General features: G+C 62.5%; 21 protein-coding genes and 1 tRNA gene. 9 read left to right on the forward strand and 13 right to left on the reverse strand.

Annotated features, from left to right (window positions below; genetic code table 11):
* Positions 1 to 208: 208 nt before the first annotated feature.
* From FQ668_RS02990 to FQ668_RS03000, 3 genes are all read right to left on the reverse strand, one after another.
* Positions 209 to 1,639 (reverse strand): aldehyde dehydrogenase family protein, encoded by a 1,431-nt coding sequence (locus tag FQ668_RS02990; RefSeq protein WP_019437905.1) that lies wholly within the window; start codon positions 1,637 to 1,639, stop codon positions 209 to 211.
* 13 nt (positions 1,640 to 1,652) lie between these two features.
* The gene (locus tag FQ668_RS02995) at positions 1,653 to 3,152 is read right to left on the reverse strand and encodes a cytosine permease (protein WP_004575698.1); all 1,500 of its coding nucleotides are present in this window, start codon (positions 3,150 to 3,152) and stop codon (positions 1,653 to 1,655) included.
* Between the two features lie 92 nt (positions 3,153 to 3,244).
* A complete protein-coding gene (locus FQ668_RS03000) occupies positions 3,245 to 3,634 on the reverse strand; it encodes a nuclear transport factor 2 family protein (RefSeq protein WP_004575697.1) in 390 nt (129 codons plus the stop codon).
* 208 nt (positions 3,635 to 3,842) lie between these two features.
* Here FQ668_RS03000 and ycaC point away from each other — a divergent pair, with 208 nt between their 5' ends.
* From ycaC to FQ668_RS03035, 7 genes are all read left to right on the forward strand, one after another.
* Entirely contained in the window at positions 3,843 to 4,463 is a 621-nt protein-coding gene (ycaC, locus tag FQ668_RS03005) for an isochorismate family cysteine hydrolase YcaC (protein WP_010951959.1), read from the forward strand.
* A gap of 106 nt (positions 4,464 to 4,569) precedes the next feature.
* On the forward strand, positions 4,570 to 5,385 hold the full coding sequence (gene ppk2 / locus FQ668_RS03010) for a polyphosphate kinase 2 (RefSeq protein WP_019437904.1): 816 nt from the start codon (positions 4,570 to 4,572) through the stop codon (positions 5,383 to 5,385).
* A 36-nt stretch (positions 5,386 to 5,421) separates the two neighbouring features.
* Positions 5,422 to 6,606 (forward strand): monovalent cation:proton antiporter-2 (CPA2) family protein, encoded by a 1,185-nt coding sequence (locus FQ668_RS03015; RefSeq protein ID WP_023390125.1) that lies wholly within the window; start codon positions 5,422 to 5,424, stop codon positions 6,604 to 6,606.
* 52 nt (positions 6,607 to 6,658) lie between these two features.
* Positions 6,659 to 7,756, forward strand: coding sequence for an AI-2E family transporter (locus FQ668_RS03020; protein ID WP_014589652.1), 1,098 nt, complete (start codon positions 6,659 to 6,661; stop codon positions 7,754 to 7,756).
* 3 nt (positions 7,757 to 7,759) lie between these two features.
* Entirely contained in the window at positions 7,760 to 9,274 is a 1,515-nt protein-coding gene (locus FQ668_RS03025) for an efflux transporter outer membrane subunit (protein WP_019437903.1), read from the forward strand.
* The gene (locus FQ668_RS03030) at positions 9,271 to 10,368 is read left to right on the forward strand and encodes an HlyD family secretion protein (protein WP_014589654.1); all 1,098 of its coding nucleotides are present in this window, start codon (positions 9,271 to 9,273) and stop codon (positions 10,366 to 10,368) included. Before FQ668_RS03025 ends, FQ668_RS03030 begins: the two co-directional genes overlap by 4 nt.
* Entirely contained in the window at positions 10,358 to 11,380 is a 1,023-nt protein-coding gene (locus tag FQ668_RS03035) for a DUF2955 domain-containing protein (protein WP_014589655.1), read from the forward strand. Before FQ668_RS03030 ends, FQ668_RS03035 begins: the two co-directional genes overlap by 11 nt.
* 19 nt (positions 11,381 to 11,399) lie before the next feature.
* On the opposite strand, the gene FQ668_RS03040 is transcribed toward FQ668_RS03035, so the two are convergent.
* Together FQ668_RS03040 and FQ668_RS03045 are read right to left on the reverse strand one after the other, a co-directional pair.
* Positions 11,400 to 13,112 carry a SulP family inorganic anion transporter gene (locus FQ668_RS03040; RefSeq protein ID WP_019437902.1) on the reverse strand — a complete coding sequence of 571 codons (1,713 nt, stop codon included), beginning with the start codon at positions 13,110 to 13,112 and terminating at the stop codon, positions 11,400 to 11,402.
* Positions 13,113 to 13,149: 37 nt separating this feature from the next.
* Complete coding sequence (locus FQ668_RS03045) at positions 13,150 to 14,073, reverse strand: LysR family transcriptional regulator (RefSeq protein WP_014589657.1); 924 nt, start codon at positions 14,071 to 14,073, stop codon at positions 13,150 to 13,152.
* 116 nt (positions 14,074 to 14,189) lie between these two features.
* Here FQ668_RS03045 and FQ668_RS03050 point away from each other — a divergent pair, with 116 nt between their 5' ends.
* Both FQ668_RS03050 and FQ668_RS03055 read left to right on the forward strand, forming a co-directional pair.
* A complete protein-coding gene (locus FQ668_RS03050; RefSeq protein ID WP_019437901.1) occupies positions 14,190 to 15,038 on the forward strand; it encodes a type 1 glutamine amidotransferase domain-containing protein in 849 nt (282 codons plus the stop codon).
* Between the two features lie 15 nt (positions 15,039 to 15,053).
* Entirely contained in the window at positions 15,054 to 15,776 is a 723-nt protein-coding gene (locus FQ668_RS03055) for an SDR family oxidoreductase (RefSeq protein ID WP_014589659.1), read from the forward strand.
* A gap of 124 nt (positions 15,777 to 15,900) precedes the next feature.
* On the opposite strand, the gene ychF is transcribed toward FQ668_RS03055, so the two are convergent.
* The 8 genes from ychF to FQ668_RS03095 form a co-directional block, all read right to left on the reverse strand.
* Positions 15,901 to 17,001 carry a redox-regulated ATPase YchF gene (gene ychF / locus FQ668_RS03060; RefSeq protein WP_003247414.1) on the reverse strand — a complete coding sequence of 367 codons (1,101 nt, stop codon included), beginning with the start codon at positions 16,999 to 17,001 and terminating at the stop codon, positions 15,901 to 15,903.
* Positions 17,002 to 17,025: 24 nt separating this feature from the next.
* Positions 17,026 to 17,610 carry an aminoacyl-tRNA hydrolase gene (gene pth / locus FQ668_RS03065; protein ID WP_003247413.1) on the reverse strand — a complete coding sequence of 195 codons (585 nt, stop codon included), beginning with the start codon at positions 17,608 to 17,610 and terminating at the stop codon, positions 17,026 to 17,028.
* Positions 17,611 to 17,689: 79 nt separating this feature from the next.
* Complete coding sequence (locus tag FQ668_RS03070) at positions 17,690 to 18,283, reverse strand: 50S ribosomal protein L25/general stress protein Ctc (protein WP_003247411.1); 594 nt, start codon at positions 18,281 to 18,283, stop codon at positions 17,690 to 17,692.
* A gap of 118 nt (positions 18,284 to 18,401) precedes the next feature.
* The gene (locus tag FQ668_RS03075) at positions 18,402 to 19,343 is read right to left on the reverse strand and encodes a ribose-phosphate pyrophosphokinase (RefSeq protein ID WP_003247410.1); all 942 of its coding nucleotides are present in this window, start codon (positions 19,341 to 19,343) and stop codon (positions 18,402 to 18,404) included.
* Between the two features lie 48 nt (positions 19,344 to 19,391).
* Positions 19,392 to 19,466: transfer RNA gene (locus tag FQ668_RS03080), tRNA-Gln, on the reverse strand.
* A 20-nt stretch (positions 19,467 to 19,486) separates the two neighbouring features.
* Complete coding sequence (gene ispE, locus FQ668_RS03085; RefSeq protein ID WP_019437900.1) at positions 19,487 to 20,347, reverse strand: 4-(cytidine 5'-diphospho)-2-C-methyl-D-erythritol kinase; 861 nt, start codon at positions 20,345 to 20,347, stop codon at positions 19,487 to 19,489.
* 4 nt (positions 20,348 to 20,351) lie between these two features.
* Positions 20,352 to 20,969 carry a lipoprotein insertase outer membrane protein LolB gene (gene lolB, locus FQ668_RS03090; protein ID WP_019437899.1) on the reverse strand — a complete coding sequence of 206 codons (618 nt, stop codon included), beginning with the start codon at positions 20,967 to 20,969 and terminating at the stop codon, positions 20,352 to 20,354.
* Between the two features lie 4 nt (positions 20,970 to 20,973).
* Positions 20,974 to 22,695, reverse strand: a complete 1,722-nt coding sequence (locus FQ668_RS03095) for a tetratricopeptide repeat protein (protein WP_014589661.1) — start codon at positions 22,693 to 22,695, stop codon at positions 20,974 to 20,976.
* Between the last annotated feature and the right edge of the window lie 201 nt (positions 22,696 to 22,896).

Raw genomic sequence — 22,896 nt, forward strand, 5'->3', positions numbered from 1 at the left:
GCGGGTTTACCCGCGAAAGGGCCGGCCCTGCTGGCCAATTTCCACCCGCCGTTCACCGTTGCCGCCACCACCGTATTCGCGGGTAAACCCGCTCCTACGCAGATTGGTGGTGGACACACGTCGAGGGTTGGACACAGGCCGTCGTGTAGGAGCGGGTTTACCCGCGAACACCGGCAGGGCCGGTGCCATAACGCGGCTCCTTGCGATATCAGCCCAGGCAGCGGGTTACATGCTTGACCGACTGATAGGCTGACAACCCCCAAGGCCCCAGCTCACGGCCGATCCCGCTGCCCTTGGTGCCCCCCCATGACGTTTCGACGAACACCGCCTGCACCGAGTTGATCCACACATGACCAACCTCCAGCGCATCGGCCACGCGCTCGGCGCGCTCCAAGTCGGCGGAGCACACCGTGGCTACCAACCCGAAGCGGCTGTCATTGGCTTCGGCAATGGCCTGTTCCTCGCTGGCAAAGCGCCGTGCACAGAGCACCGGGCCAAAGATTTCCTCGGTCCACAGGCGGCTGTCCTTCGGCACATCGGTATACAGCGTCGGGCTGACGAACCAGCCTTCACGGTCCAGTGCATGGCCGCCAGCCAGGCACTGCAAACCTTCTTCCCGCGCCGTGGCAAAGTAGCTGGCTACTTTCAGCCATTGTGCCTGGCTGGTCAGCGGACCCATGTCGACCTCTTCGGTCAAAGGATTACCCACCCGCAGGTTTTCCAGTGCCGCCTGCAAGCGCGGCAGCAGTGCATCGGCAATGCCGTCCTGCACCAGCAGCCGCGATGTGGCCGAACACATCTGGCCGGCGTTCCAGGTGATGCCGGCAACAATCCATTCCACCGCTTGGTCGACATCGCAATCATCGAACACCACGATGGCCGACTTGCCGCCCAGTTCCAGTGTCACCGGCCGGCACTGCGCCGACGCGCTGCGCATCACTTGGCTGCCGACGCTGTTGCTACCGGTGAAGGACAGCTTGTCCAGGCCGTTGTGATTGCTCAGCGCGGCGCCGGTCTCGGCCTTGCCGTTGACGATGTTCAGCACCCCGGCGGGTAGGCCCAGGGCGTCGGCGATCTGGCCGTAGGCCTGTTCGATCAGCGGGGTGACCTCTGAAGGCTTGAGCACCACGGTGCAACCGGCGGCCAGGGCCGGGGCAAGTTTCCAGGCGCTGGTCACCAACGGGAAGTTCCACGGCACGATCAGGCCGACCACGCCCACCGGTTCAAGGCGGGTGCGGGCGGTGAAACCCGGCGCGGCCAGCGGCACAGTGCGGTTTTTCGATGGCAGCTGCTCGGCCAGCTCGGCGTAATAGCCAAAGGTGGCGATGGCGTCATCCAGGTCAATTTCCGCTTCGTGACGCGGTTTGCCGTTATTGCGCATCTGCAGGGTGACAAGCGCTTCACGGCGTTGCCCGAGCTGTTCGGCAAAACCACGCAGGAAGGCGGCACGTTCACTGGCGCAGGTGCTTTTCCAGGCGGGCAGGGCGCTGCGGGCAGCGGCGACGGCCTGGTCGACCTGGCTCACGCTTGCGGCCATCAGCTCGGCGAACGGTTGCCCCAGCGCAGGGTCGGTGACACTGATGCAGTCGCTGCCTTGGCCTTCGACCCAATGGCCGGCGATATAGTGGGAAGTGGTCATGGTCGGTTTCCAGTCAGGCCATTTCGGCGGTGGTCACAGGCGTATGCGCGGTGCTTTTGCAACGCACCCATCGCGGGCCCAGGGGGCCATAAACGCCAGCAGGTTCAGGGAACAGGTTGAGCAACAGCAGGTACAGCACGCCAGCCAGCCCCAGCGTGACCGGCAGGCTCAGGTCGATGCCGCCCGCCAGGTCGCCCAGTGGGCCGACGAACTGCCCCGGCAGGTTGACGAAGCACAGGCCAACCGCCGCGCTGGGGATCCACGCCCCCATGCCGCGCCAGTTCCAGCCGTGCAGGAACCAGTAGTGGCCACCACGCTGGCCGCGGGTGAATACCTGCAGGTCGTCGGCGTGGTAGAAGCCGCGGCGGGTAATCAGGCCAAGGATCATGATCACCATCCACGGGCTAGTGCAGGTAATGATCAGCACGGCAAAGGTCGATACGCTCTGCACGAGGTTGAAGGTGAAGCGGCCAATGAAGATGAAGCCGATCGCCAACACGCCGATCAGCAGGGTGGCGCCGGCTCGGCTTAGCAAGCGTGGGAACACGCTGGACATGTCCAGGCCGGTGCCATACAGCGCGGTGGTGCCGGTGGACATGCCGCCGATCACCGCAATCAGGCACACCGGCAGGAAGAACCAGCTTGGCGCTACCGCCAGCAGGCCGCCGACATAGTTGTTGGCGGCAATGTAGTCCGGCGCCTGGGTGGCGACCAGGGTGGCCGTACACAGGCCGAACAGGAACGGAATCAGCGTCGCCCCCTGTGCCGCGATCACTGCCAGCATGATGCGTGCCTTGGGGGTTTCGCGTGGAATGTAGCGTGACCAGTCACCCAGGAAGGCGCCAAACGACACCGGGTTGCTCATGGCAAGGATCGCCGCGCCGACGAACGCAGCCCAAAAGCCTGCCTGGCCGAGGTTGACGCTGCCTGCGTAGCCGGCATCGAAGGGCCCGGCAAAGGCGACGATGCCCAGCAGGAACAGCAGGCTCGAGGCCCAAACGGCAATCTTGTTGACCCACAGCATGAAGCGGAAGCCAAAGATGCATACCACCAGGACCAGCACCGCGAACACACCGTAGGCCAGGCCCAGGGTCAGGTCGGTCTCTGGCAGGCCGGCCAGGCGCTTGGCACCACCGACCAATGCATCGCCCGAGCTCCATACCGAAAGCGAGAAAAACGCCACCGCCGTGAGCAGCGACAGGAACGAGCCGACGATGCGCCCGTGTACGCCAAAGTGCGCGCCCGAGGAAACGGCGTTGTTGGTGCCGTTAAGCGCGCCGAACAGCCCCATCGGTGCAAGGATCAGCGCGCCGATGCCAACGCCAAGCAGAATCGCCCACACACCCGCCTGGAAAGACAACCCGAAAAGCACCGGGAAGCTGCCCAGTACGGCGGTAGCGAAGGTATTGGCACCGCCGAAGATCAGGCGGAACAGGTCTAGCGGGGAGGCGTCGCGTTGATCGGCGGGGATCTGTTCGACGCCGTTGGTCTCGATACCGGTCGAGTGGCTCATGGTGGTGCTCCAGCGCGGTTGTTGTAGCCAGCGCAGTGCGCGGGCCTTTTTGTGGGTGCGATGGCAGGGCGGCAGTGCCGCGTAAAGGGTGATCAGGCCGGTGTTACGACCGACAGGTGCTCGTGGCAGGCCAGCCACTGGTCACCATGGCGACGGAAGACGATGGTCTCGCGCTCGCTCAACGGGTGCTCTTCACCGCCGATGCGGATACGCGTGGCCACATCGTGCATGAACACAGCCACGTCGCCTTGCAGGCTTACATGGGCGTTGCCCGATTCGCAGGCAAGCACGGTAAAGCCCTCGGCCTGCCACTGGGCCCAGAGCTCTTCATAGGCGCGACGCGACAACAGCGGATACGGCAAGGTGTGGAACAGAAAGGTGGCGTCTTCGCTGAAGCAAGCGAAATAGCGGGCGGTGTCGTTGCTGGCGAACGCCGCGACGAGGTCGGCGGCGGCTTGCCGCACTTGAAGTGTCTGGTCCACGGGAGTGGCCTCACGGTTTATTGTGATTGTGGTGAAGCGATTCTGGTGGCGGTGGGCGAGGGGAAAAATCGCTGGCGGCAAATAATCAGTTCAGGAATTTGTGAAGTGATGGGGGACGCCAGAACAGGCAAGCCGACTGACGGTCTCTCCCACCCCCCATCCTTGCCTACGCTGATACTCCCAACCCGCTGAAGCAAGGAGATCCACCGTGGCCTTCCAATACAAGCGTCTGGACAAGAACAACGCAGCCGTACTGCTGGTCGACCATCAGACCGGTTTGCTCTCGCTGGTAAGGGACATCGACCCCGACCGCTTCAAGAACAACGTGTTGGCCCTATCCGACCTGGCCAAATACTTCAAGCTGCCGACCATCCTCACCACCAGTTTCGAGACGGGGCCCAACGGCCCGCTGGTGCCGGAACTGAAAGAGCAGTTCCCTGATGCCCCCTACATTGCACGTCCGGGCAACATCAACGCCTGGGACAACGAAGATTTCGTCAAAGCGGTAAAAGCCACCGGCAAGAAGCAGCTGCTGATTGCTGGTGTGGTCACTGAAGTATGCGTGGCCTTCCCGGCCCTGTCGGCATTGGAGGAGGGCTTCGAGGTATTCGTCGTCACCGACGCCTCTGGCACGTTCAACGAACTGACCCGTGATTCGGCCTGGCGACGCATGGAGGCTGCCGGGGCGCAGCTGATGACCTGGTTCGGCGTGGCCTGCGAACTGCACCGTGACTGGCGCAACGACATCGAAGGGCTGGGTACCCTGTTCTCCAACCATATCCCGGACTACCGCAACCTGATGACCAGTTACAACAAGCTGGCCAAATAGTGCCTCCCGGGGGCTGCACGACAGCCCCCACATCAATCTGCAAGCGAAGCGGCAAACTGGCATTAATCGACCATACTCACTCTTCATTCGCCTTCAGGAGCGTGTCATGTCGAAGCCGTCCAGCAAGCCCCCCCTAAAACAGCCAGAAAAGCTGGGCGGCAAGGCCTACGAAAAAGCGCTCAAGAACCTGCATGTAGAGCTGGTGAAGCTACAGGAGTGGGTGGTCGCCAAGGGCCTGAAGGTATGCATTGTCTTCGAAGGCCGCGATGGCGCCGGCAAGGGCGGCACCATCAAGGCCATTACCGAGCGTGTCAGCCCACGGGTGTTCCGTGTGGTGGCGCTGCCCGCACCGACCGAGCGGGAAAAGACCCAAATGTACCTGCAGCGCTACCTGGGCCATCTGCCAGCGGCGGGCGAAGTGGTGATCTTTGATCGCAGTTGGTACAACCGAGCGGGCGTTGAGCGGGTAATGGGCTTTTGCTCTGGTGAGCAAGTGGACAAGTTTCTGGCCGGTGTACCTGTGTTCGAAAGGGTCATGGTCGATTCGGGGATCATCCTCATCAAGTACTGGCTTGAAGTCAGCGCCGATGAGCAGACCCGGCGCCTGCAGGACCGCATCAACGACGGCCGCAAGCTGTGGAAGTTATCGCCGATGGACCTCAAGTCGTATACCCGCTGGGATGACTACACCCAAGCGCGTGACGACATGTTCCAGGCGTCGGATACCGCCTGGGCACCGTGGTTCATGGCCAATTCCAACGACAAACGTCGCGCGCGACTGAATATCATCAGCCACCTGCTCAGCCGTATTCCCTACAAGGACATAACCCGCGACCAGCAGGTGAAGCTGCCCAAACGCGGCAAGATCGGCAAGTACAAGGCGGTCGCCTACCCGTTCAAGTTCGTCGAAGAACGTTTCTGAATCCCTCCCAGCAGGGAGCTGCGAAGGTACGAGCTCATGCCACATGACGGCAGCCTGTTGCAGGCGACGGTGGTATTCCTTTTGGCGGTGGTACTTCTGGTACCGCTGGCGCAGCGTTTGAAAATGGGCGCAGTACCGGGATACCTGTTGGCGGGTATCCTGATTGGTCCGTCGGTGTTTGGCCTGCTCGGCAACCCGGACAACGTGGCGCGGCTGTCGGAAATGGGCGTGGTCATGCTGTTGTTCGTGATTGGCCTGGAGCTGTCCCCAAAGCGTCTGTGGACCATGCGCCGGGCGCTATTTGGCGTCGGCAGCTTGCAAGTGGGGCTGACCGCTGTGCTGCTTGGGCTACTGGCATTCTGGCTGTTCGACCAATCGAAACCTGCCGCCATCGTGCTGGGCCTGGGCCTGGCGCTGTCGTCCACCGCCTTTGGCCTGCAGGTACTGGCCGAGCGCAAGGACCTGGGCAAACCTCATGGCCGCCTGGCCGTGGCCATCCTGCTGTTCCAGGACATTGCCGCCATTCCCTTGATTGCCGTGGTGCCGCTGCTCGGTGGCGATGTCAGCACTGCTGACGAAGGTGCCTGGCCCTTGCTGGCTGTGGTTGTCGGCATTGGTGTGCTGATTGTTTTTGGCCGTTATCTGCTGACCCCGATATTCAAGTGGACGGTGGGTTCGGGCCTGCCTGAACTGTCGACCGCCACGGCCTTGCTGGTCGTGCTGGGCACCGCTTGGTTGATGGAGCATGTGGGTGTGTCGATGGCGCTGGGGGCCTTCCTGGCCGGTGTGCTGATGGCCGAGTCGCCGTTTCGCCACGAACTGGAAACCCAGATCGAACCGATCAAAGGCCTGCTGCTGGGACTGTTCTTCGTTGGCGTAGGTATGAGTGCCGACCTGCGCCTGCTGTTCGGCATGCCGCTGATGGTGCTGGGCCTGACTGTGCTGCTGGTGGTGATCAAGCTGCCCTTGCTGTATGGCCTGGGGCATACGGTCGGTGGGCTCAACCAGGCCCAGGCGCTATGCCTGGGCGTGGTGCTGGCTTCGGGTGGCGAGTTCGCCTTCGTGGTGTTCAAGCTGGCGCTGGAGCACCAGGTACTCACCCAGCAGGTACACGACCTGCTGGTGCTGGCCATCACCTTGTCGATGGCGGTGGTGCCCTTGGTCATGATGGCCTTGGCGCGGCAGCTGCGCGATGACAGCCCTGTGCAGGCATCCCCTTAAACGGGGCAGTGAGTTGCGCCGTGCTGGTGCATTGAATATCGGGAGATGAATCATGCAGTCGAGTTTCAAGTTGGACAGCGCCCTTTCGCGGGGCTTGCTCGATGTGCTCATCAAGGCCGGTCTGGTGGCAGCCTTGGTGATCTTCGCCTTCCAGGTGTTCCAGCCGTTCCTGGAGTTGATGCTGTGGGCGGTGATTCTGGCGGTCACCTTGTACCCATTGCATTGCCGCATCCAGCGCCGCACCGGGCTCAAGCAAGGCTATGCGGCGACGCTGGTGGTGCTATTGGTTCTGGTGCTGCTGCTGGTGCCTATCTACCTGGTGGTGATGTCCATCGGCGAATCGGTGGACAGCCTGGTGACGCTACTCAAGAGCGGCGCCTGGAGCGTGCCGGTCCCGCCTGATTCCGTGGCGGCCTGGCCACTGATCGGGCCGAAGGTGTACGCGCTGTGGTTGGCGGCCTCCGAAAACATGGCCAGTGTACTGAATCAGTGGATGCCCCAGATCAAGGGGGCCGGGCTAACGGTGCTGGGCGCTGCGGCCAGCGCCGGCGGGGCCTTCCTTCTGTTCATCGGCGCAATCATCATTTCCGGGGTCATCATGGCCTTCGGTGAACGAGGTGAAATCGCTACCCAACGCATCGCCATGCGGGTTTCAGGCGCAGAGCGCGGTAAACCCTTGGCCACGCTGTGCACGGCCACCATTCGCGCGGTGGCACAAGGGGTGATCGGCATTGCCTTCATCCAGATGCTGCTGATCGGTGTCGGTTTTGTCGTCAAAGGGGTTCCCGGTGCCGGGATGCTGGCCATCGTCATCCTCATGCTGGGCATTGCCCAGGCCCCGGCGACGCTGGTGACCTTGCCGGTGATCATTTATGTGTTCAACGCCGAAGGCTTCACGGTGGCGACCATCATTTTTGCCATCTACACCTTCGTCGCCGGCCTTGCCGACAACGTGCTCAAGCCGCTGCTGCTGGGGCGCGGAGTTGATGTACCGATGCCGGTGGTACTGATCGGGGCATTGGGCGGCATGGTGGTCAAAGGCATCATCGGTTTGTTCATCGGCCCGGTAATCCTCGGCGTGACGTACGTGCTGTTCTGGCAATGGGTTGCGCTGCAGGTGCCGGAGCAACCGGCACCACCTGCCGCCTGAGCCATGCCCAAGCGCTGCTATGGCCTGGGGCTGCTGATGGTGCTGGCCGGTTGCACTCAGGTTGGTCCGGATTTCGAGAAGCCCCAAGTGCCGTGGCTGGACGGCTGGAGCACGCCAATGCTGGAGCAGGCCGGGCGCAGCGCGGCTGCGCCCGGCCTGCGCCAGTGGTGGGCGGTGTTTGCCGACCCGACGCTGGACGCGCTGATAGCCGAGGCCGACGCCAACAACACCAACCTGCGCGTGGCTGGCCTGCGTATCGCTGAAGCCCGTGCCCAGTTGGCCATCGTGCAGACCGGGCGTTATCCGCAGCTGCAGCAACTGAGTGCGCAAAGCCTGTACCTGAAGCAGGATCAGTCTGGTACGCCTTCGGCCCGTGATTCGGTGTTCTGGCAATCCAGCGTGGGCTTCGACATCGGCTGGGAAATTGACTTCTGGGGCCGCTTCAGTCGTGCCATCGAAAGCGCCGATGCCGTCTACTTCGCCTCCCAGGCCAACTACGCCGATGCCATGCTGCTGCTGCGTGCGCAAGTGGCCGACACCTACTTTGCCCTGCGTACCGCCGAGGCGCGGCTGGCGATCGCACAAGAGAACGCCAAGCGCCAGGCGCGTAGCCTGGAGATTACCGAGCGGTTGTTCCGCCACGGCGAAAATGACGAGCTCGACTGGCAGCAGGCGCGTACTCAATATCTGGCGACCCTGGCCACCATTCCCGAATTCGAGAACCAGCTCAATGCCCTGCGCAACGTACTGTGCTCGCTGCTCGGCCGCCCACCCGGGCCGCTGCCGCAGTTGGAGGCCGGGCATGGCCAACTGCCCTTGCCCAACCGGGCAGTGTTGCAGGATGTACCTGCCAGCCTGCTGCAGCGCCGCCCGGACATCCGCGCCGCCGAGCAGGCAGTGGCGGCGCAGTCGGCGCTGGTCGGGGTGGCCGAGGCCGATCTTTATCCACAGCTGAGCTTGCTCGGCAGTATCGGCTGGACCTTCCTATCGGCCAATCATCTGCCCGACACCTTCGACCTGGCGGCTGGCCCAAGCCTGATCTGGAACCCGTTCGACTATGGCCGGCGCAAGAACACCGTACGCGTGGAAGATGCCCGGTTGCAGCAACTGATCGAGTTGTACCAGCAGGGCGTGCGCGAAGCCGCCCGTGAGGCCGACGATGCTGCCAGCGGGCTGGTGCGCTCGCTGCAGAGTGCAACCATTCGCGACCAGGCCTCTCAGGCTGCACAGCGCTCGCTGAATCTGGCCAGCTCGCAGTACCGTGAAGGCTTCGCCGATTTTCAGCGGGTGCTCGATGCTCAGCAACTGCTGTTGCAGCAACAGGACGGTTACCTGGTCAGCCGTGGCAACGCGGTCAGCAGCCTGGTGACGTTGTACAAGGCCATGGGTGGTGGTTGGGACGCCAGCCGCGCGCCGATCGACCCGGCCACCCGCCAGCAAATGCAGCAACGCACCGACTGGGGCGAGTTGCTCGACGAGCCAGCCCCCACCGCGCATGCACAAGGTGAAACCGAATGAGCGACGCCACGCCAACGCCGCCCCCGTCAGCCCCGGATCGCGGCATGCGCTGGGTGCTGCTGCTGATTGCCGTCAGCCTGCTCTGGTACTTGCTGGCTGACCGCTATACGCCGTACACCCAGCAAGCGCGCCTGCAGGCTTACGTGGTCCCGGTGGCCGCCGAAGTGGCCGGGCAGATCAAGCGTGTGGCCGTAGGCAACAACCAGGAGGTGCGCCAGGGCGATGTGCTGTTCGAACTCGATCAGGAGCAGTACCGCATTGCCCTGGCCCGCGCCGAAGCCGACCTTGATACCGTGCGCCGGCAGATCGGCGCCAGTACCGCCGGCATCGATTCGGCGCAGGCAGCGCTGGTGGCAGCCCAGGCCAACGAACGCAAGGCGCGGCAGGACGCCGAGCGCCTCAAACGGCTGATTGACGAAGACCCTGGTACGGTGTCGGTGCGCCGCCTGGAAGGCGCCCAGGCCACTCGTGACCAGGCCATCAGCCAAGTGGCGGCAGCCCGCGCCGAAGTGGAGCGCGCCCGTGAGCAGCAGGGCGGGGCACAGGAAGACAACGCCCAACTGCGCAGTGCTGCGGCCAATGTGGAAAAGGCCCGCCTGGACCTTGCCCGCACCGTGGTGCGTGCCGACGCGAACGGGCTGATCACCGACCTGCGCACAGACGTTGGCCACTATGTCGGGGCAGGTAGCCCGATGATGACCCTGATCAGTATCCATGACGTGTGGATAAGTGCCGACATGACCGAGAACAACCTCGGTCGTTTGCGCCCTGAAACCCCGGTGCTGGTGGTGCTCGATGCGCTACCGGGCACCGTGTTGAAAGGGCGTATACGCAGCATTGGCTATGGCGTGAGCGTGGGCCAGAGCACGCCGCCGGGTACGCTGCCGACCGTGCAGAATAGCCGCGAGTGGCTGCGTTCAGCGCAGCGCTTTCCGGTGATTGTCGAGCTGGAGCGCGACCAGCTTCAGGACAAGACCGTGCTGCGGGTCGGTGGCCAGGCCGAGGTCATGGCCCTGCCCAGCGAAGGCAACCCACTGAACCTGCTGGGCCGGTTGTTCATGTGGCTGATGGGCTGGCTGTCGTATGCCTATTGAATTGCGCCGCCTGCGCGCACTGCGCCTGGCCTGGGGCGGGGCGCTGTGCCTGGCAGTGAGCTTCGGTCTAGGCTTGCCGGTGCCGATTCTGGCGCCGGTGTTTGCGGTGCTGTTGCTGGCCATGCGCAGTCAGCCATTGCCCCTGCGTGCAGCACCGGTCCTGGCGCTACTGGTGCTGCTCGCTTGCGGCAGCGGTTTGCTGCTGATTCCGCTGTTGCGCCATGCTCCGTTGGCTGGGGTGTTACTGGTCGGGGTGGGTGTTTTCCTGACCTTGCGCTATGCGCTGAAGGGCGGCAACGGCTTGCTGGCCAACCTGCTGGTGATCGGCCTGACCATGATCGCCGCTGCCGGCACCAGTGACTTCACCCTGGCATTGTCGGTGGTCGAAGCGCTGGCCAAAGGCATGCTGCTGGCAGTGCTGGGCACGTCGGTGGCGCATACGTTGTTCCCCGAACCTGCCAATGCGCCAGCACAGCCGGTGCCGCCGCTGTTGGGCAGCGAGCATGTCAGTTGGGTGGCGCTGCGTGCCACGTTGATCGTGATGCCGGCCTTTCTGCTGGCATTGATCGCTCCTGACCAGTACATGCCATTGATCATGAAGGCTGTGAGCGTGGGGCAACAAGCAGGCGAAACCCGCGCGCGGCACGCCAGCCGCGAGCTGATCGGTTCAACCTTGCTTGCCGGGGTGTTGGCGATAGTGCTGTGGGTAGCGCTGAGCCTGTTCGTTCACCTGTGGATGTTCTTCTTGTGGGTCCTGCTGTTCGCCCTCTGGCAGGCTCGGCGCCTGTATCAGGCGGTGCCGAGCCGGCACAGCCCGGCGTACTGGGTCAGTTGCCTGACGACCATGCTGATCTTGCTGGGGCAGTCGGTGCAGGACAGTGCAGGTGGGCAGGATGTGTACAAGGCGTTTGCGGTGCGTATGGCGCTGTTTCTGGCGGTATCGGTGTATGCCAGCGCCATGTTGATCTGGATTGACCGGCTTCGGAGTCGGCGCGGGCTTCTTCGCGGTTAAGCCCGCTCCCCCAGGCCATTCAGGGCTGCCAATCAATCCCACTCTCTTCCAGGTACGCATCCACCGCTGCGCCCACCGTCGGATGAAAGGCCTTCTCCCCCATGTGTTCGAACAACTCGAACTGGCGCATCTTGTCCTTCACCGGGTCCTTCATTTCGGCGAACTGCAACTCCACCCCCCGCGCCTCCAGTGCCCGGTCCAGCTCGGCCAGCATGTCCGCCGAAGTGATATCGATACTGGTCACAGGCTCAGCGGCAATCACCACCCGCTGCACAGGCGTTGGCGACGCGTCCACCGCCGCCATCACTGTGTTCTGGAACTGCTCGGCGTTGGCAAAGAACAACGGCGCGTCCCAGCGCAGCAGCACCAGCCCTGGAATACGCCGGGCCTGTGGATAACGCTGTATGTCATGGTAGCCGCGCAGCCCATCGGCCCGGCCGAGCACTGCGTAATGCGGCCGCCAGCCGTCCCACAGGAACTCGATCACCGACACCGCCACTGCAATGCAGATACCGGGAATGGCGCCGAACACCGCCACGCCGACAAAGCAGGTGAACGACAGCCAGAACTCCCACTGCTGCATGCGGAAGATACGCTTGAGGTCGGCAAATTCGAACAGCCCCAGTGCAGCGGCAATCACCACCGCAGCCAAAGCGCTGTTAGGCAGGTGCTGCATCAGATTGGGCGCTACCAGCAGCAACAGGGTCACCGCCAGGGCGCCGATGATGCCGGTGAGCTGGGTCTGCGAGCCGGCAGCTTCGGCCACTGGGGTGCGTGACGAACTGCTGCTGATCGGGATGCCCTGGAACAGCCCCGAGGCCACGTTGGCCACGCCCAGGCCGAACATTTCCTGGTTGGGGTTTACCCGCATCTTGAGGCGCGCGGCATAGGAGCGTGACAGCACACTGGTGTCGGCGAACGACACCAGCGCCACTGCAATCCCGCCCAGTAGCACCTCGACCAGGTCAATGTCGCTGACCCAGGGGAAGACGAAGCCGGGCAGGCCCTGAGGCAATTGCCCGAGTACCTTGACGCCTATCTGATCGAGGTTGAACACGCTCACTGCCAGCGTCGCCAGTACCACGGCGATCAGGATGCCCGGCAGGCGCTTGAACGGTTTGAGCAGCAGAATCAGCGCCAGGCTACCGACACCCACGACAAAGCTTGGCCAGTGCCCTTGGCCGGCGTATAGCGCCTGGCCCAAGTACCAAAGGTCGCGCAAGGGGCCTTCGCTGTCGACTTTGATGCCGAACAGCTTGGGCAACTGGCTGATCAATACGGTCAGGGCGATGCCGTTCATGTACCCATAGCGGATGGGCTTGGACAGCAACTCGGTGATGAAGCCCAGGCGCAGCAGCCCGGCAATCACACAGAACGCCCCGGCGACCAGCGCCATCATGCTGGCGATGGCGATCGCCCGCTGCGGGTCGCTGGCGGCGTATTGCACCACCACAGCCAGGATAGGCGCGGCCAGCGCCGAGTCCGGGCCCAATACCAGGATACGGCTGGGACCGAACAGGGCATAGGCCAGCAGGGGGATGATGGTGGCGTACAGGCCATAGATGCCGGGGACGCCGGAAGCCTCGGCGTAGGCGATGCCCACAGGCACCAGCATGGTGGTGAGCACAAGGCCGGCGGCGATGTCCTTGGGTAGCCAGGCTGCCTTGTAGTGGAGCAGGGTGACCAGGCCGGGTAACCAGCGTTGCCAGTCGAAACGAGTGGGTTGGGGCATGGTGTCGGCTCTGGCGAGAAGGGCGCTGAACCTCAGCTTAGATGCTGGGATCGAGTGCCGCTTTGCGGCCCGTTGTCATCAAAGAATCGATCAATGCCCTGCTGGCCCCCGACAGCTGGCGATGTGGCGGATAGATGACCGAGAAGGGCCGTCGGGCCCCCTCGTAATCCTCCAGCAAGCGCACCAACCGTCCCCGCTGCAGGCGTTCTGCGACTATGAACTCGTAGGTCTGGCAGATCCCGACACCTTGCTCGGCCAGTGAGATGCACCCCAGCACATCGTCCGCCACCACCGGATTTCCCTGCGGAACGAAGAGCAGTTCCTCCTCTCCTTGACGGAACTGCCAAACGCCTGGCCTGCCATTGCTGGGCATGATGAAAGGCAGGCAGTTGTGTCCGGCCAGCTCCGCCAGTGATTGCGGCCTGCCGGCACGCGCGAGGTAAGCTGGCGCGGCCACCAGGCATAGTCGAGCCTCCTCTAGCCGACGCGCCACCAAGCTACTGTCCGGCAGGTCGCCAAGGCGAATAGCCAGGTCATACCCTTCGGCCACCAGGTCGACATTACGATTGGTGATGTTCAACTCGACCTGCACTTTCGGATAGCGCAGGGTGAAGGCTGCCAGCATGGCCGGCAACCGGTGATGCCCATAAGTGGTCGGCGCGCTCAGGCGCACACGGCCCTGTACTTCGCCATGGCCGCTCAGGGCTTGCTCTGCACTGGCGATCTGCTGGAACGCAGCGCGCGCCTGCTCGACGTATTCCAAGCCACTGTCGGTGAGACTCAAACGACGCGTGGTGCGGCGTAGTAACTGCACCCCCAGGTGCGACTCAAGCCGCGAAATGGCCCGACTAACGACCGACGGGGTGGTCGCCAAGGCCACCGCTGCCGCACTGAGCGAGCCACGTTCGACCACTTCCAGCAGCGTCTCGACATCCCCCAGGTGACCAAACCGTCGCGCCATTTTGTTCTCCAAAGCAAAAATGCTTTTCCACAGGCCCAATTTATCGCTTGTCTGATCGCCAATAAAGTGTCGGTCAGTGCACGGCATCCCGCCTGTGCCTGAATGGAGGGAATGCTATGCGTACTTACCAACGACTGGCCCTGGCTGCTGTCATAGGCAGCGCGAGTCTGGGCGCTCATGCGGCGAACGTCCTTGTGGTACTGTCTGACGAGAGCCACCTGGAGCTTCGCGACGGCAAGGCATTTGCAACCGGTTTCTACCTCAACGAACTGTTGGAGCCGACCAAAACGCTGCTGGACGCAGGCCATCAAGTTACCTTCGCTACTCCCCTCGGTCGCGCGCCGACGTTGGACCGCAGCTCGGCCGCGGCCCAGTACTTCGGCAACGATCCGAAGCAACTGGAGCAATATCAGGCGCTGCTGGATCAGCTGCAGCTTACTTCTGCGAAGCATTCGCCGGTGATCAGCCTGTCCCGCGTGGAGCAGATTGGTTATGGCAACTTCGATGCAGTCTATGTGCCGGGCGGCCACGCCCCGATGCAAGACCTGCTCGCCGACCCGGCGATGGGGCGTCTGCTTCGCGCTTTCCACGCCGAGGGTAAAACCACCGCGCTGGTTTGCCACGGTCCCATTGCTCTGCTCTCGGCGCTGGAGCGGCCGCAGAAGCTGATCCAGGCACTGGAGAACGGGGACCGGACAGCAACGCCCGAAGACTGGATTTATGCCGGCTATCGCATGACAGTCATCAGCAATCAGGAAGAAGAACAGGCCAAGGGCCTGCTCGGCGGAGGGCAGATGAAGTTCTATCCGCAGACCGCCCTGGAGCGCGCCGGCGGGCAGTATCAGAGCAACCCATCGCCGTGGGCGCCTAATGTTGTCATCGACCGCGAATTGATCACTGGGCAGAACCCGGCGTCAGCGGCCCTGGTGGGCCAAGCCATATTGCATCGTCTGCAGAAACACTAACGGTAGAGACACGCCATGACGCAACGTACTTTTCTTGTTACAGGAGCCAGCAAAGGCATCGGCCGGGCAATCTCCGAGCAACTGGTGGAGGAGGGCCATCAAGTCGTTGGTATCGCCCGCCAGGCTGCGGATGCCAGCTTCCCCGGCGAACTGATCGCCACCGACTTGAGCGACTCAGAGCGTTTGATTGCGACACTGGCCGACTTGACCAAACGCTATGCATTCGACGGCCTGGTAAACAATGTGGGCCTGGTCCGTCCCCAGCCACTGGGCGAAATTGACCTGGCAAGCTTCGACGAAGTAATGCGGGTCAACCTGCATCCCGCGCTGCAGGCGACCCAAGCGCTGCTGCCAGGGATGCGCGAGCGCTGCTGGGGCCGCGTGGTGAATATCTCCAGCCTGACCGTGCTCGGCATTCGCCAGCGCACTTCTTACGCCGCTGCAAAGGCAGCGCTGGTCAGCTTCACTCGCAGTTGGGCGCTGGAACTGGCCCAGACAGGAATCACGGTTAATGCAGTTGCTCCAGGGCCGATCGAGACCGAACTGTTCCGCAGTGGTAACCCGGTAGGCAGTGCTGGCGAAGCCGCCTATATCGACGGCGTGCCGATGGGGCGGCTCGGGCAGCCACACGAGGTCGCTTCGGCAGTGACCTTCCTGCTCGGGGATCGCAGCGCTTTCATTACCGGGCAGACAATCTACGTGGATGGTGGCGCATCTATCGGTCGCAGCGGTCTGTGATGACAGGGGGGCAGGCGGCTACCCATGGAAATACGGTAGAACGAATGTTCCCACCCTGCATCCCAGAAAAACAAAACCCCTGAGGTGCAGGCCTCAAGGGTTTGTAGTTACAGCAGGCTACCGCTTAGACGTTGAAGCGGAAGTGCATCACGTCGCCGTCTTTGACGATGTAATCCTTGCCTTCCAGACGCCACTTACCGGCCTCCTTGGCACCGGCTTCACCCTTGAACTGGATGAAGTCGTCATAGGCCACCACTTCAGCACGGATGAAGCCTTTTTCGAAGTCGGTGTGGATAACGCCGGCTGCCTGCGGGGCAGTGGCTCCGACGCGAACGGTCCAGGCGCGTACTTCCTGCACGCCGGCAGTGAAGTAGGTCTGCAGGTTCAGCAGCTCGTAACCGGCGCGGATCACGCGGTTCAGGCCAGGCTCTTCCAGGCCCAGGGCCTCGAGGAACATGTCCTTCTCTTCACCGTCTTCCAGCTCGGCGATTTCCGCTTCGATCTTGTTGCACACCGGCACCACTACCGCGCCTTCTTCCTCGGCAATGGCCTTGACCACGTCCAGGTGCGGGTTGTTGTCGAAGCCGTCTTCGGCCACGTTGGCGATGTACATCACCGGTTTGCTGGTCAGCAAGTGGAAGCCACGGATGACGGCCTTTTCGTCGTCAGCCATGTGCTTCATCAGGCTGCGCGCAGGCTTGCCTTCGGTAAAGTGCGGGATCAGCTTTTCCAGAATGGCCTTTTGCGCCAAGGCATCCTTGTCGCCGCCCTTGGCGTTGCGGGCTACCTTCTGCAGTTGCTTTTCGCAGCTGTCGAGGTCGGCGAAGATCAGTTCGAGGTCGATGATCTCGATGTCACGCTTGGGGTCGACGCTGTTGGAAACGTGGATCACGTTCTCGTCTTCGAAGCAGCGCACCACGTGGGCAATGGCGTCGGTCTCGCGGATGTTGGCGAGGAACTTGTTGCCCAGGCCTTCGCCTTTCGAGGCACCGGCAACCAGGCCGGCGATGTCGACGAATTCCATGGTGGTTGGCAGGATGCGGTTTGGCTTGACGATTTCAGCCAGCGCAGCCAGGCGAGCGTCGGGCATAGGCACGATGCCGCTGTTCGGCTCGATGGTGCAGAAAGGGAAATTCTCCGCCGCGATGCCAGACTTGGTCAGGGCGTTGAACAGGGTGGACTTGCCGACGTTGGGCAGGCCGACGATGCCGCAATTGAAACCCATGGGTATTCCCCTCTCTAAAGGAAATCAGGCCTTCTGGCTGTGCAGCTCGCGCATCGCCTTGGCGAAATCGCCGGCAAGCACGTCCGGCAGCACGCCGAGGGCAAAATCGATGCTGGCGTCGAGCTTCTCCTGCTCGGCGCGCGGCGCGCGGCCCAGGACGAAGTTGGATACCAGTTTGGCGTCACCCGGGTGGCCGATGCCAAGCCGCAGGCGGTGGAAGTCGTTCTGGTTACCGAGCTGCGCGATGATGTCGCGCAGGCCGTTGTGCCCACCATGGCCGCCGCCGCGCTTGAGCTTGGCAACGCCCGGGGGCAGATCGAGTTCGTCGTGTGCCACCAGTATCGCTTCCGGCTTTATGCGGAAGAAATTGGCCAAGGCCGCTACGGACTGGCCGCTGCGGTTCATGTAGGTGGTGGGGATCAACAAACGAACGTCGTTGCCCTGATGGCTGAATTTAGCCGTCAGGCCGAAATACTTTTTGTCAGCGGTCAGCGAAACACGCTGGGCGCTGGCAAGGCGTTCAACGAAAAGAGCCCCTGCGTTATGCCGGGTCTGTTCGTATTCGGGGCCGGGGTTACCCAGGCCAACGATCAACTGGATGGCGGTCACGTCAGGGGCTCTTCCTTGGAGTTGGTGGGTTACAGTGCGCGCGGCACTGTAACCCGATCAACGCCGGCGTGCGAGTGGATTACTCGGCAGCGCCTTCTGCTTCTGGAGCAACGCGTGGAGCGTGAACGTTGGCAACAGCTTTGTCATCACCGTGGGCCAGAGCGACGAACTCTACGCCTTTCGGAGCTTTCAGGTCCGACAGGTGGATGATGGTGCCGATTTCGGCGTTGCCCAGGTCAACTTCGATGAACTCAGGCAGGTCTTTGGCTTCGCAGGAAACTTCGATCTCGGACTCAACGTGGGAGATCTCGCCGCCTTTCTTGACCGGGGCTTCTTCGTTGATGAAGTGAACCGGAACCTTGGCGGTCAGCTTCTGGCCAGCAACGACGCGAACGAAGTCAGCGTGCATGATGAACTGCTTGGCTGGGTGGCGCTGCATGGCCTTGATGATGACGTTCTGTTTAACACCGTCAACGTTCAGTTCGATAACGTGGCTGAAGGCAGCTTCGTTTTCGAACAGCTTGGTGATTTCCTTGGCCAGGATGGTCAGGGATTGAGCTTCTTTATCACCACCGTAGACAACGGCTGGGATGCTCAGCGAGTGACGCAGGCGGCGGCTCGCACCTTTCCCCAGGTCAGTACGCGCTTGGGCGTTCAGAATAAAATCAGTCATTTTGTTTCTCCAAAATAGCCCCCCGAGGGCGTTTGCGACCAGCGCCAACGGGGATGGCAAAAAAGCCCCGCCCCAACACAGGTTGGGGCGGGGCGCTTCACATCAACACGTGTCCCGCTTAGCGGAACATCGCGCTGATCGATTCTTCGTTGCTGATGCGGCGTACCGCTTCAGCGACAACCGGTGCGATATCCAGCTGGCGGATACGATCACAGGCTTGAGCAGCGGCGGACAGCGGAACGGTGTTGGTCACCACCAGCTCGTCCAGTACCGACTTCTCGATGTTCTCGATTGCGCGGCCCGACAGGACAGGGTGCGTGCAATAGGCGTAAACCTTGGCAGCGCCGTGCTCTTTCAGGGCCTTGGCCGCGTGGCACAGGGTGCCGGCGGTGTCGACCATGTCGTCTACCAGGATGCAGGTGCGCCCTTCGACGTCGCCGATGATGTGCATAACCTCGGAGTGGTTAGCCTTTTCGCGGCGTTTGTCGATGATACCCAGATCGACGCCCAGGGACTTGGCGACAGCGCGTGCGCGCACGACACCACCGATGTCCGGGGAGACGATCATCAGGTTCTCGAAACGCTGGTCTTCGATATCGTCAACCAGTACGGGCGAGCCGTAGATGTTATCGACGGGGATATCGAAGAAGCCTTGAATCTGGTCAGCGTGCAGGTCGACGGTGAGTACACGGTCGATACCTACGACAGTGAGCATGTCAGCAACGACTTTGGCGCTGATGGCTACACGTGCCGAACGCGGACGGCGGTCCTGGCGGGCATATCCGAAGTAGGGAATCACGGCGGTGATTCGGGATGCTGAGGAGCGGCGGAAGGCGTCGGCCATCACTACCAGTTCCATCAGGTTATCGTTGGTCGGGGCGCAGGTCGGCTGAATAATGAAAACGTCTTTACCGCGAACATTTTCATTGATCTCAGTACTGATCTCGCCGTCGGAGAATTTACCGACAGAGACGTCACCGAGAGGGATATGCAGCTGACGTACGACACGCCGAGCCAGATCGGGGTTAGCGTTCCCCGTAAAGACCATCATCTTGGACACGCGCAGTACCTGAAGGCTGAGGGTATACCTGGATGAGTATAAGGAAAATGGCAGGGGCGGCTGGATTCGAACCAACGCATGGCAGGATCAAAACCTGCTGCCTTACCGCTTGGCGACGCCCCTGTATCTGTTGCTGCGAACGCTCATGCGCTCGACTTCTTGACCAGACTTTGCAGCTTGCGATGCAACATCGAAATATTGCTTCCTTTCGCCACAAACCCTGTTTGGGTCGCTGAAAGAAGGGCCAGAACTTTATCAGCTTCGGCTTTGCTTGGGAAGGCCCCAAACACACAACTTCCAGTGCCGGTTAGTCGAGCCTCAGTGAATTTTCCCAGTGAATTCAACGCATTGCGAACTTCAGGGTAATTCTGCTCTACCACCGGTTGGCAGTCATTTCGACTGTTTCCCTCGGGAACGGGGCGCATCTTAAGGGGGAGAGAATCACGTGTCAACTGTGGATGTGAAAAAATTTCTACTGTGCTGACAGACACTTGCGGCACCAGCACGACATACCAGGGTTCGATCGGGTCGACCGGTGTCAGTTGTTCGCCTACACCTTGCGCGAACGCTGCGTGGCCGCGTACGAACACCGGCACATCGGCGCCCAGGCTAAGCCCCAGTGCGGCCAGGCGGTCTTCGTCCCAGTCCAGTTGCCACAGGTGGGCGAGGGCCAGCAGGGTGGTCGCGGCGTCCGAGCTGCCGCCGCCGATGCCACCGCCCATGGGCAGAACCTTGGTCAGCCAGATGTCGGCGCCAAGCGTGGTGCCCGATTGAGCTTGTAGCATGCGTGCGGCCCGTACGATCAGGTTGCTGTCGTGGGGGACTGTCTCGATTTCGGTGTGCAAGCGGATCACGCCATCGTCACGCAGGGCGAAGCTCAGTTCGTCGCCGTGGTCGAGAAACTGGAACACCGTTTCCAGCTCGTGGTAACCGTCCGCGCGGCGGCCGATGATGTGCAGCCACAGGTTGAGCTTGGCCGGGGCGGGCAGGGTGAGCTTTTGCATGTGATCAATGCCCCAGCTGGCGCGGCTGCCAGTCCTTGACCACCAGGGTCACGTCCAGGTCCTTGCCGTGCAGCTTCAGGCGCTCGGGCAACCAGTAGCCGTTCTGTTCGGTGTAGCTCAGGTACTGCACCTGCCAGCCATCCTGGTCGAGGCTGGCCAGGCGGCTGTCGCCATCGAGGGTCAGCTTGCTCTTGCTGTCGGGGGCGGGCAGGCCGCGCACCCACCAGACCAGGTGCGAAACCGGCAGTTGCCAGCCCAGTTGTTCTTCCAGCAGGGCTTCCGGGCTGGTGGCTTCGTAGCGGCCCTGGTTGGCCACTTCCAGCACCACGCCACCCGGGCGGCCGGTAAGGCGTGCGGCGCCTCGGCCCAGCGGGCCGGCCAGGCGAATGTCGTAATAATCCTGGCGTTGCAGCCAGAACAGCGTACCGCTGCCGGAATCGCGCGGGGCGCGGATGCCGACCTTGCCGTTGATCTGCCAGCCATCGAGGCTGCTCAGCTGCGCTTTGTGGGCGCGCCACTGCTGCGGGTCGCCGTGGCCCTGCAGGGCCTCACGGCTACCGAAGCCGGCGCAGCCGACCAGCAGGGCGATCATGGTAAAGGTGATGCAATGGCGCAGGAACATGGCGTTAAAGAGTCTCGGATCCGGTCAGGCGCAAAAGGGTCTTGCGCAGGATAGGGCTGTCGGCCTGGGCCTCGAAGCCCTTGGCCCATACATGGCGAGCTTCGCGGCGCTTGCCGTTGGCCCACAGTACTTCGCCCAGGTGGGCGGCCACTTCGTGGTCGGGGAAGTTGGCAAAGGCCTGGCGCAGGTAGGTTTCAGCGACGTCGAGGTTGCCCAGGCGATAGTTGACCCAACCCAGGCTGTCGAGCACTGCCGGGTCATCGGGGGTCAATTGGTGGGCCTTGTCGATCAGTGCCTTGGCTTCGGCATAGCGGGTGGTGCGGTCGGCCAGGGTGTAGCCCAGGGCGTTCAGCGCCATGGCGTTTTCTGGCTCGCGGGCGATGATGGCGCGCAGGTCTTTTTCCATCTGCGTCAAATCGTTGCGCTTCTCGGCCAGCATGGCGCGGGTGTAAAGCAGGTTGAGGTCGTCCGGGTAGCGCTGGATGGCTTGCTGCAGCACCTGATTGGCCTGGGCGTCCTTGTTGTTGTTGCTGTAGCTTTCCGATTCGATCAGGAATAGCTGGATGGCGTAGTCTGGCTGGGCTTCGCGCGCTTCGGCGAGCAGGCGCGAGGCATCGCTGCCGCGACCGTTGGCGATCAGGATGTCGGCCTGGCGCAGCTGTGCCGGCAGGTAGTCTGGGCCTGGGCCGACCAGGGCGTATTCATCCAGAGCGCCAGCAGGGTCGTGGCGCTCCTCGTGGATGCGGCCCAGGTTCAGGTGCGCGGCGTCAACGTAGCTGTCGCGCTCGATCAGCTCCTGCAAGTAGCCTTCGGCTTCATCCCAGTCTTTGTTCTCCAGGCACACCAGCGCCAGCGAGTAGCGCAATTCGTCATCATCGGGGTATTGCTGGACCAGACTGATGAACTCGCCTTTGGCATCGGCGATACGGTCCTGTTCGACCAGGGTGCGAGCGTAGGTGAGGCGCAGGCGTTTGTCGTCCGGGTTGTCGCGAATCGCCCCGCGCAGCAGTGGCAGGGCCTCTGGACCACGGTCCAGGGCCTGCAGCAGACGGGCGCGCAGCAGGATCGGGGCGATTTCGCCGTTTTGTGCCGGGTGCGACTCGAGCAGTTCCAGGGCTTCTTCGGTCTTGCCGTCCTGGTTCAGCAGCAGGGCCTTGCCGAATATCAGCTGGCCGTTGTCGGGGTATTTCACCAGCAGGCGTTCGAAACTGTGTAGCAGGCCGTCGCGGGTGCTCTGGTCGGTTTCGGCTGCGGACAGGGCGAGGAAGTCGAAGTGGGTGTCGCCCTGGCCCTGCAGTACCTTTTCCATGTAGGTCATGGACTCGTCATAGCGACCGGCGCGGGCCAGCTGGATGGCGGCGGCGCGCTGGGCGTCGAGGTTCTGCGGGTCGTTGCGCGCCCAGACCAGTGCATTCTCCAGTGACGGCTCGTCGGCGCCGAGGTACTCGGCAATGCGGTAGGCGCGCTCGGAAACTGCTGGGTCCTGGGTTTTTGCCGCCTGATCGGTGTAGTTGGCCAGGGCGATGTCGAAACGGTTGCGCTGGCCGGCCAGCTCTGCCACCAACAGGCTATAGAGTGTGTCCTGCTTGAACGAACCATACACCACGGGCTTTTCCGCCTCTGCCTTGCCAGCTTCGGCGACGGGAGGCTCGGCCTTTTGCGGGGCCAGGCTTTGGCAGCCCTGTAGCAGGGCGAAGGCAAGCAGCAATGCGTATGGTTTGTTCATAGAAAGGCTTATAGGAGGACTCACCGGCGGTCGGAGCATGATGACACAAGCGCGGGGGCAAACCCACCTGCGAAGGTCGTGGTTTACAGGCTGGGTGGTGCTGAGTAGGACAGCGGGGTGGGGGAGAGGTTCGCTGGGGGCTTCTGACGCAATGACCCAGCCCCTGCCTGTATATTTTACGTCCCTGGAAGCAGGAAATGG

Origin of the sequence: Pseudomonas sp. Kh14, assembly GCF_900291005.1 — a bacterium.
GTDB lineage: Bacteria > Pseudomonadota > Gammaproteobacteria > Pseudomonadales > Pseudomonadaceae > Aquipseudomonas > Aquipseudomonas alloputida.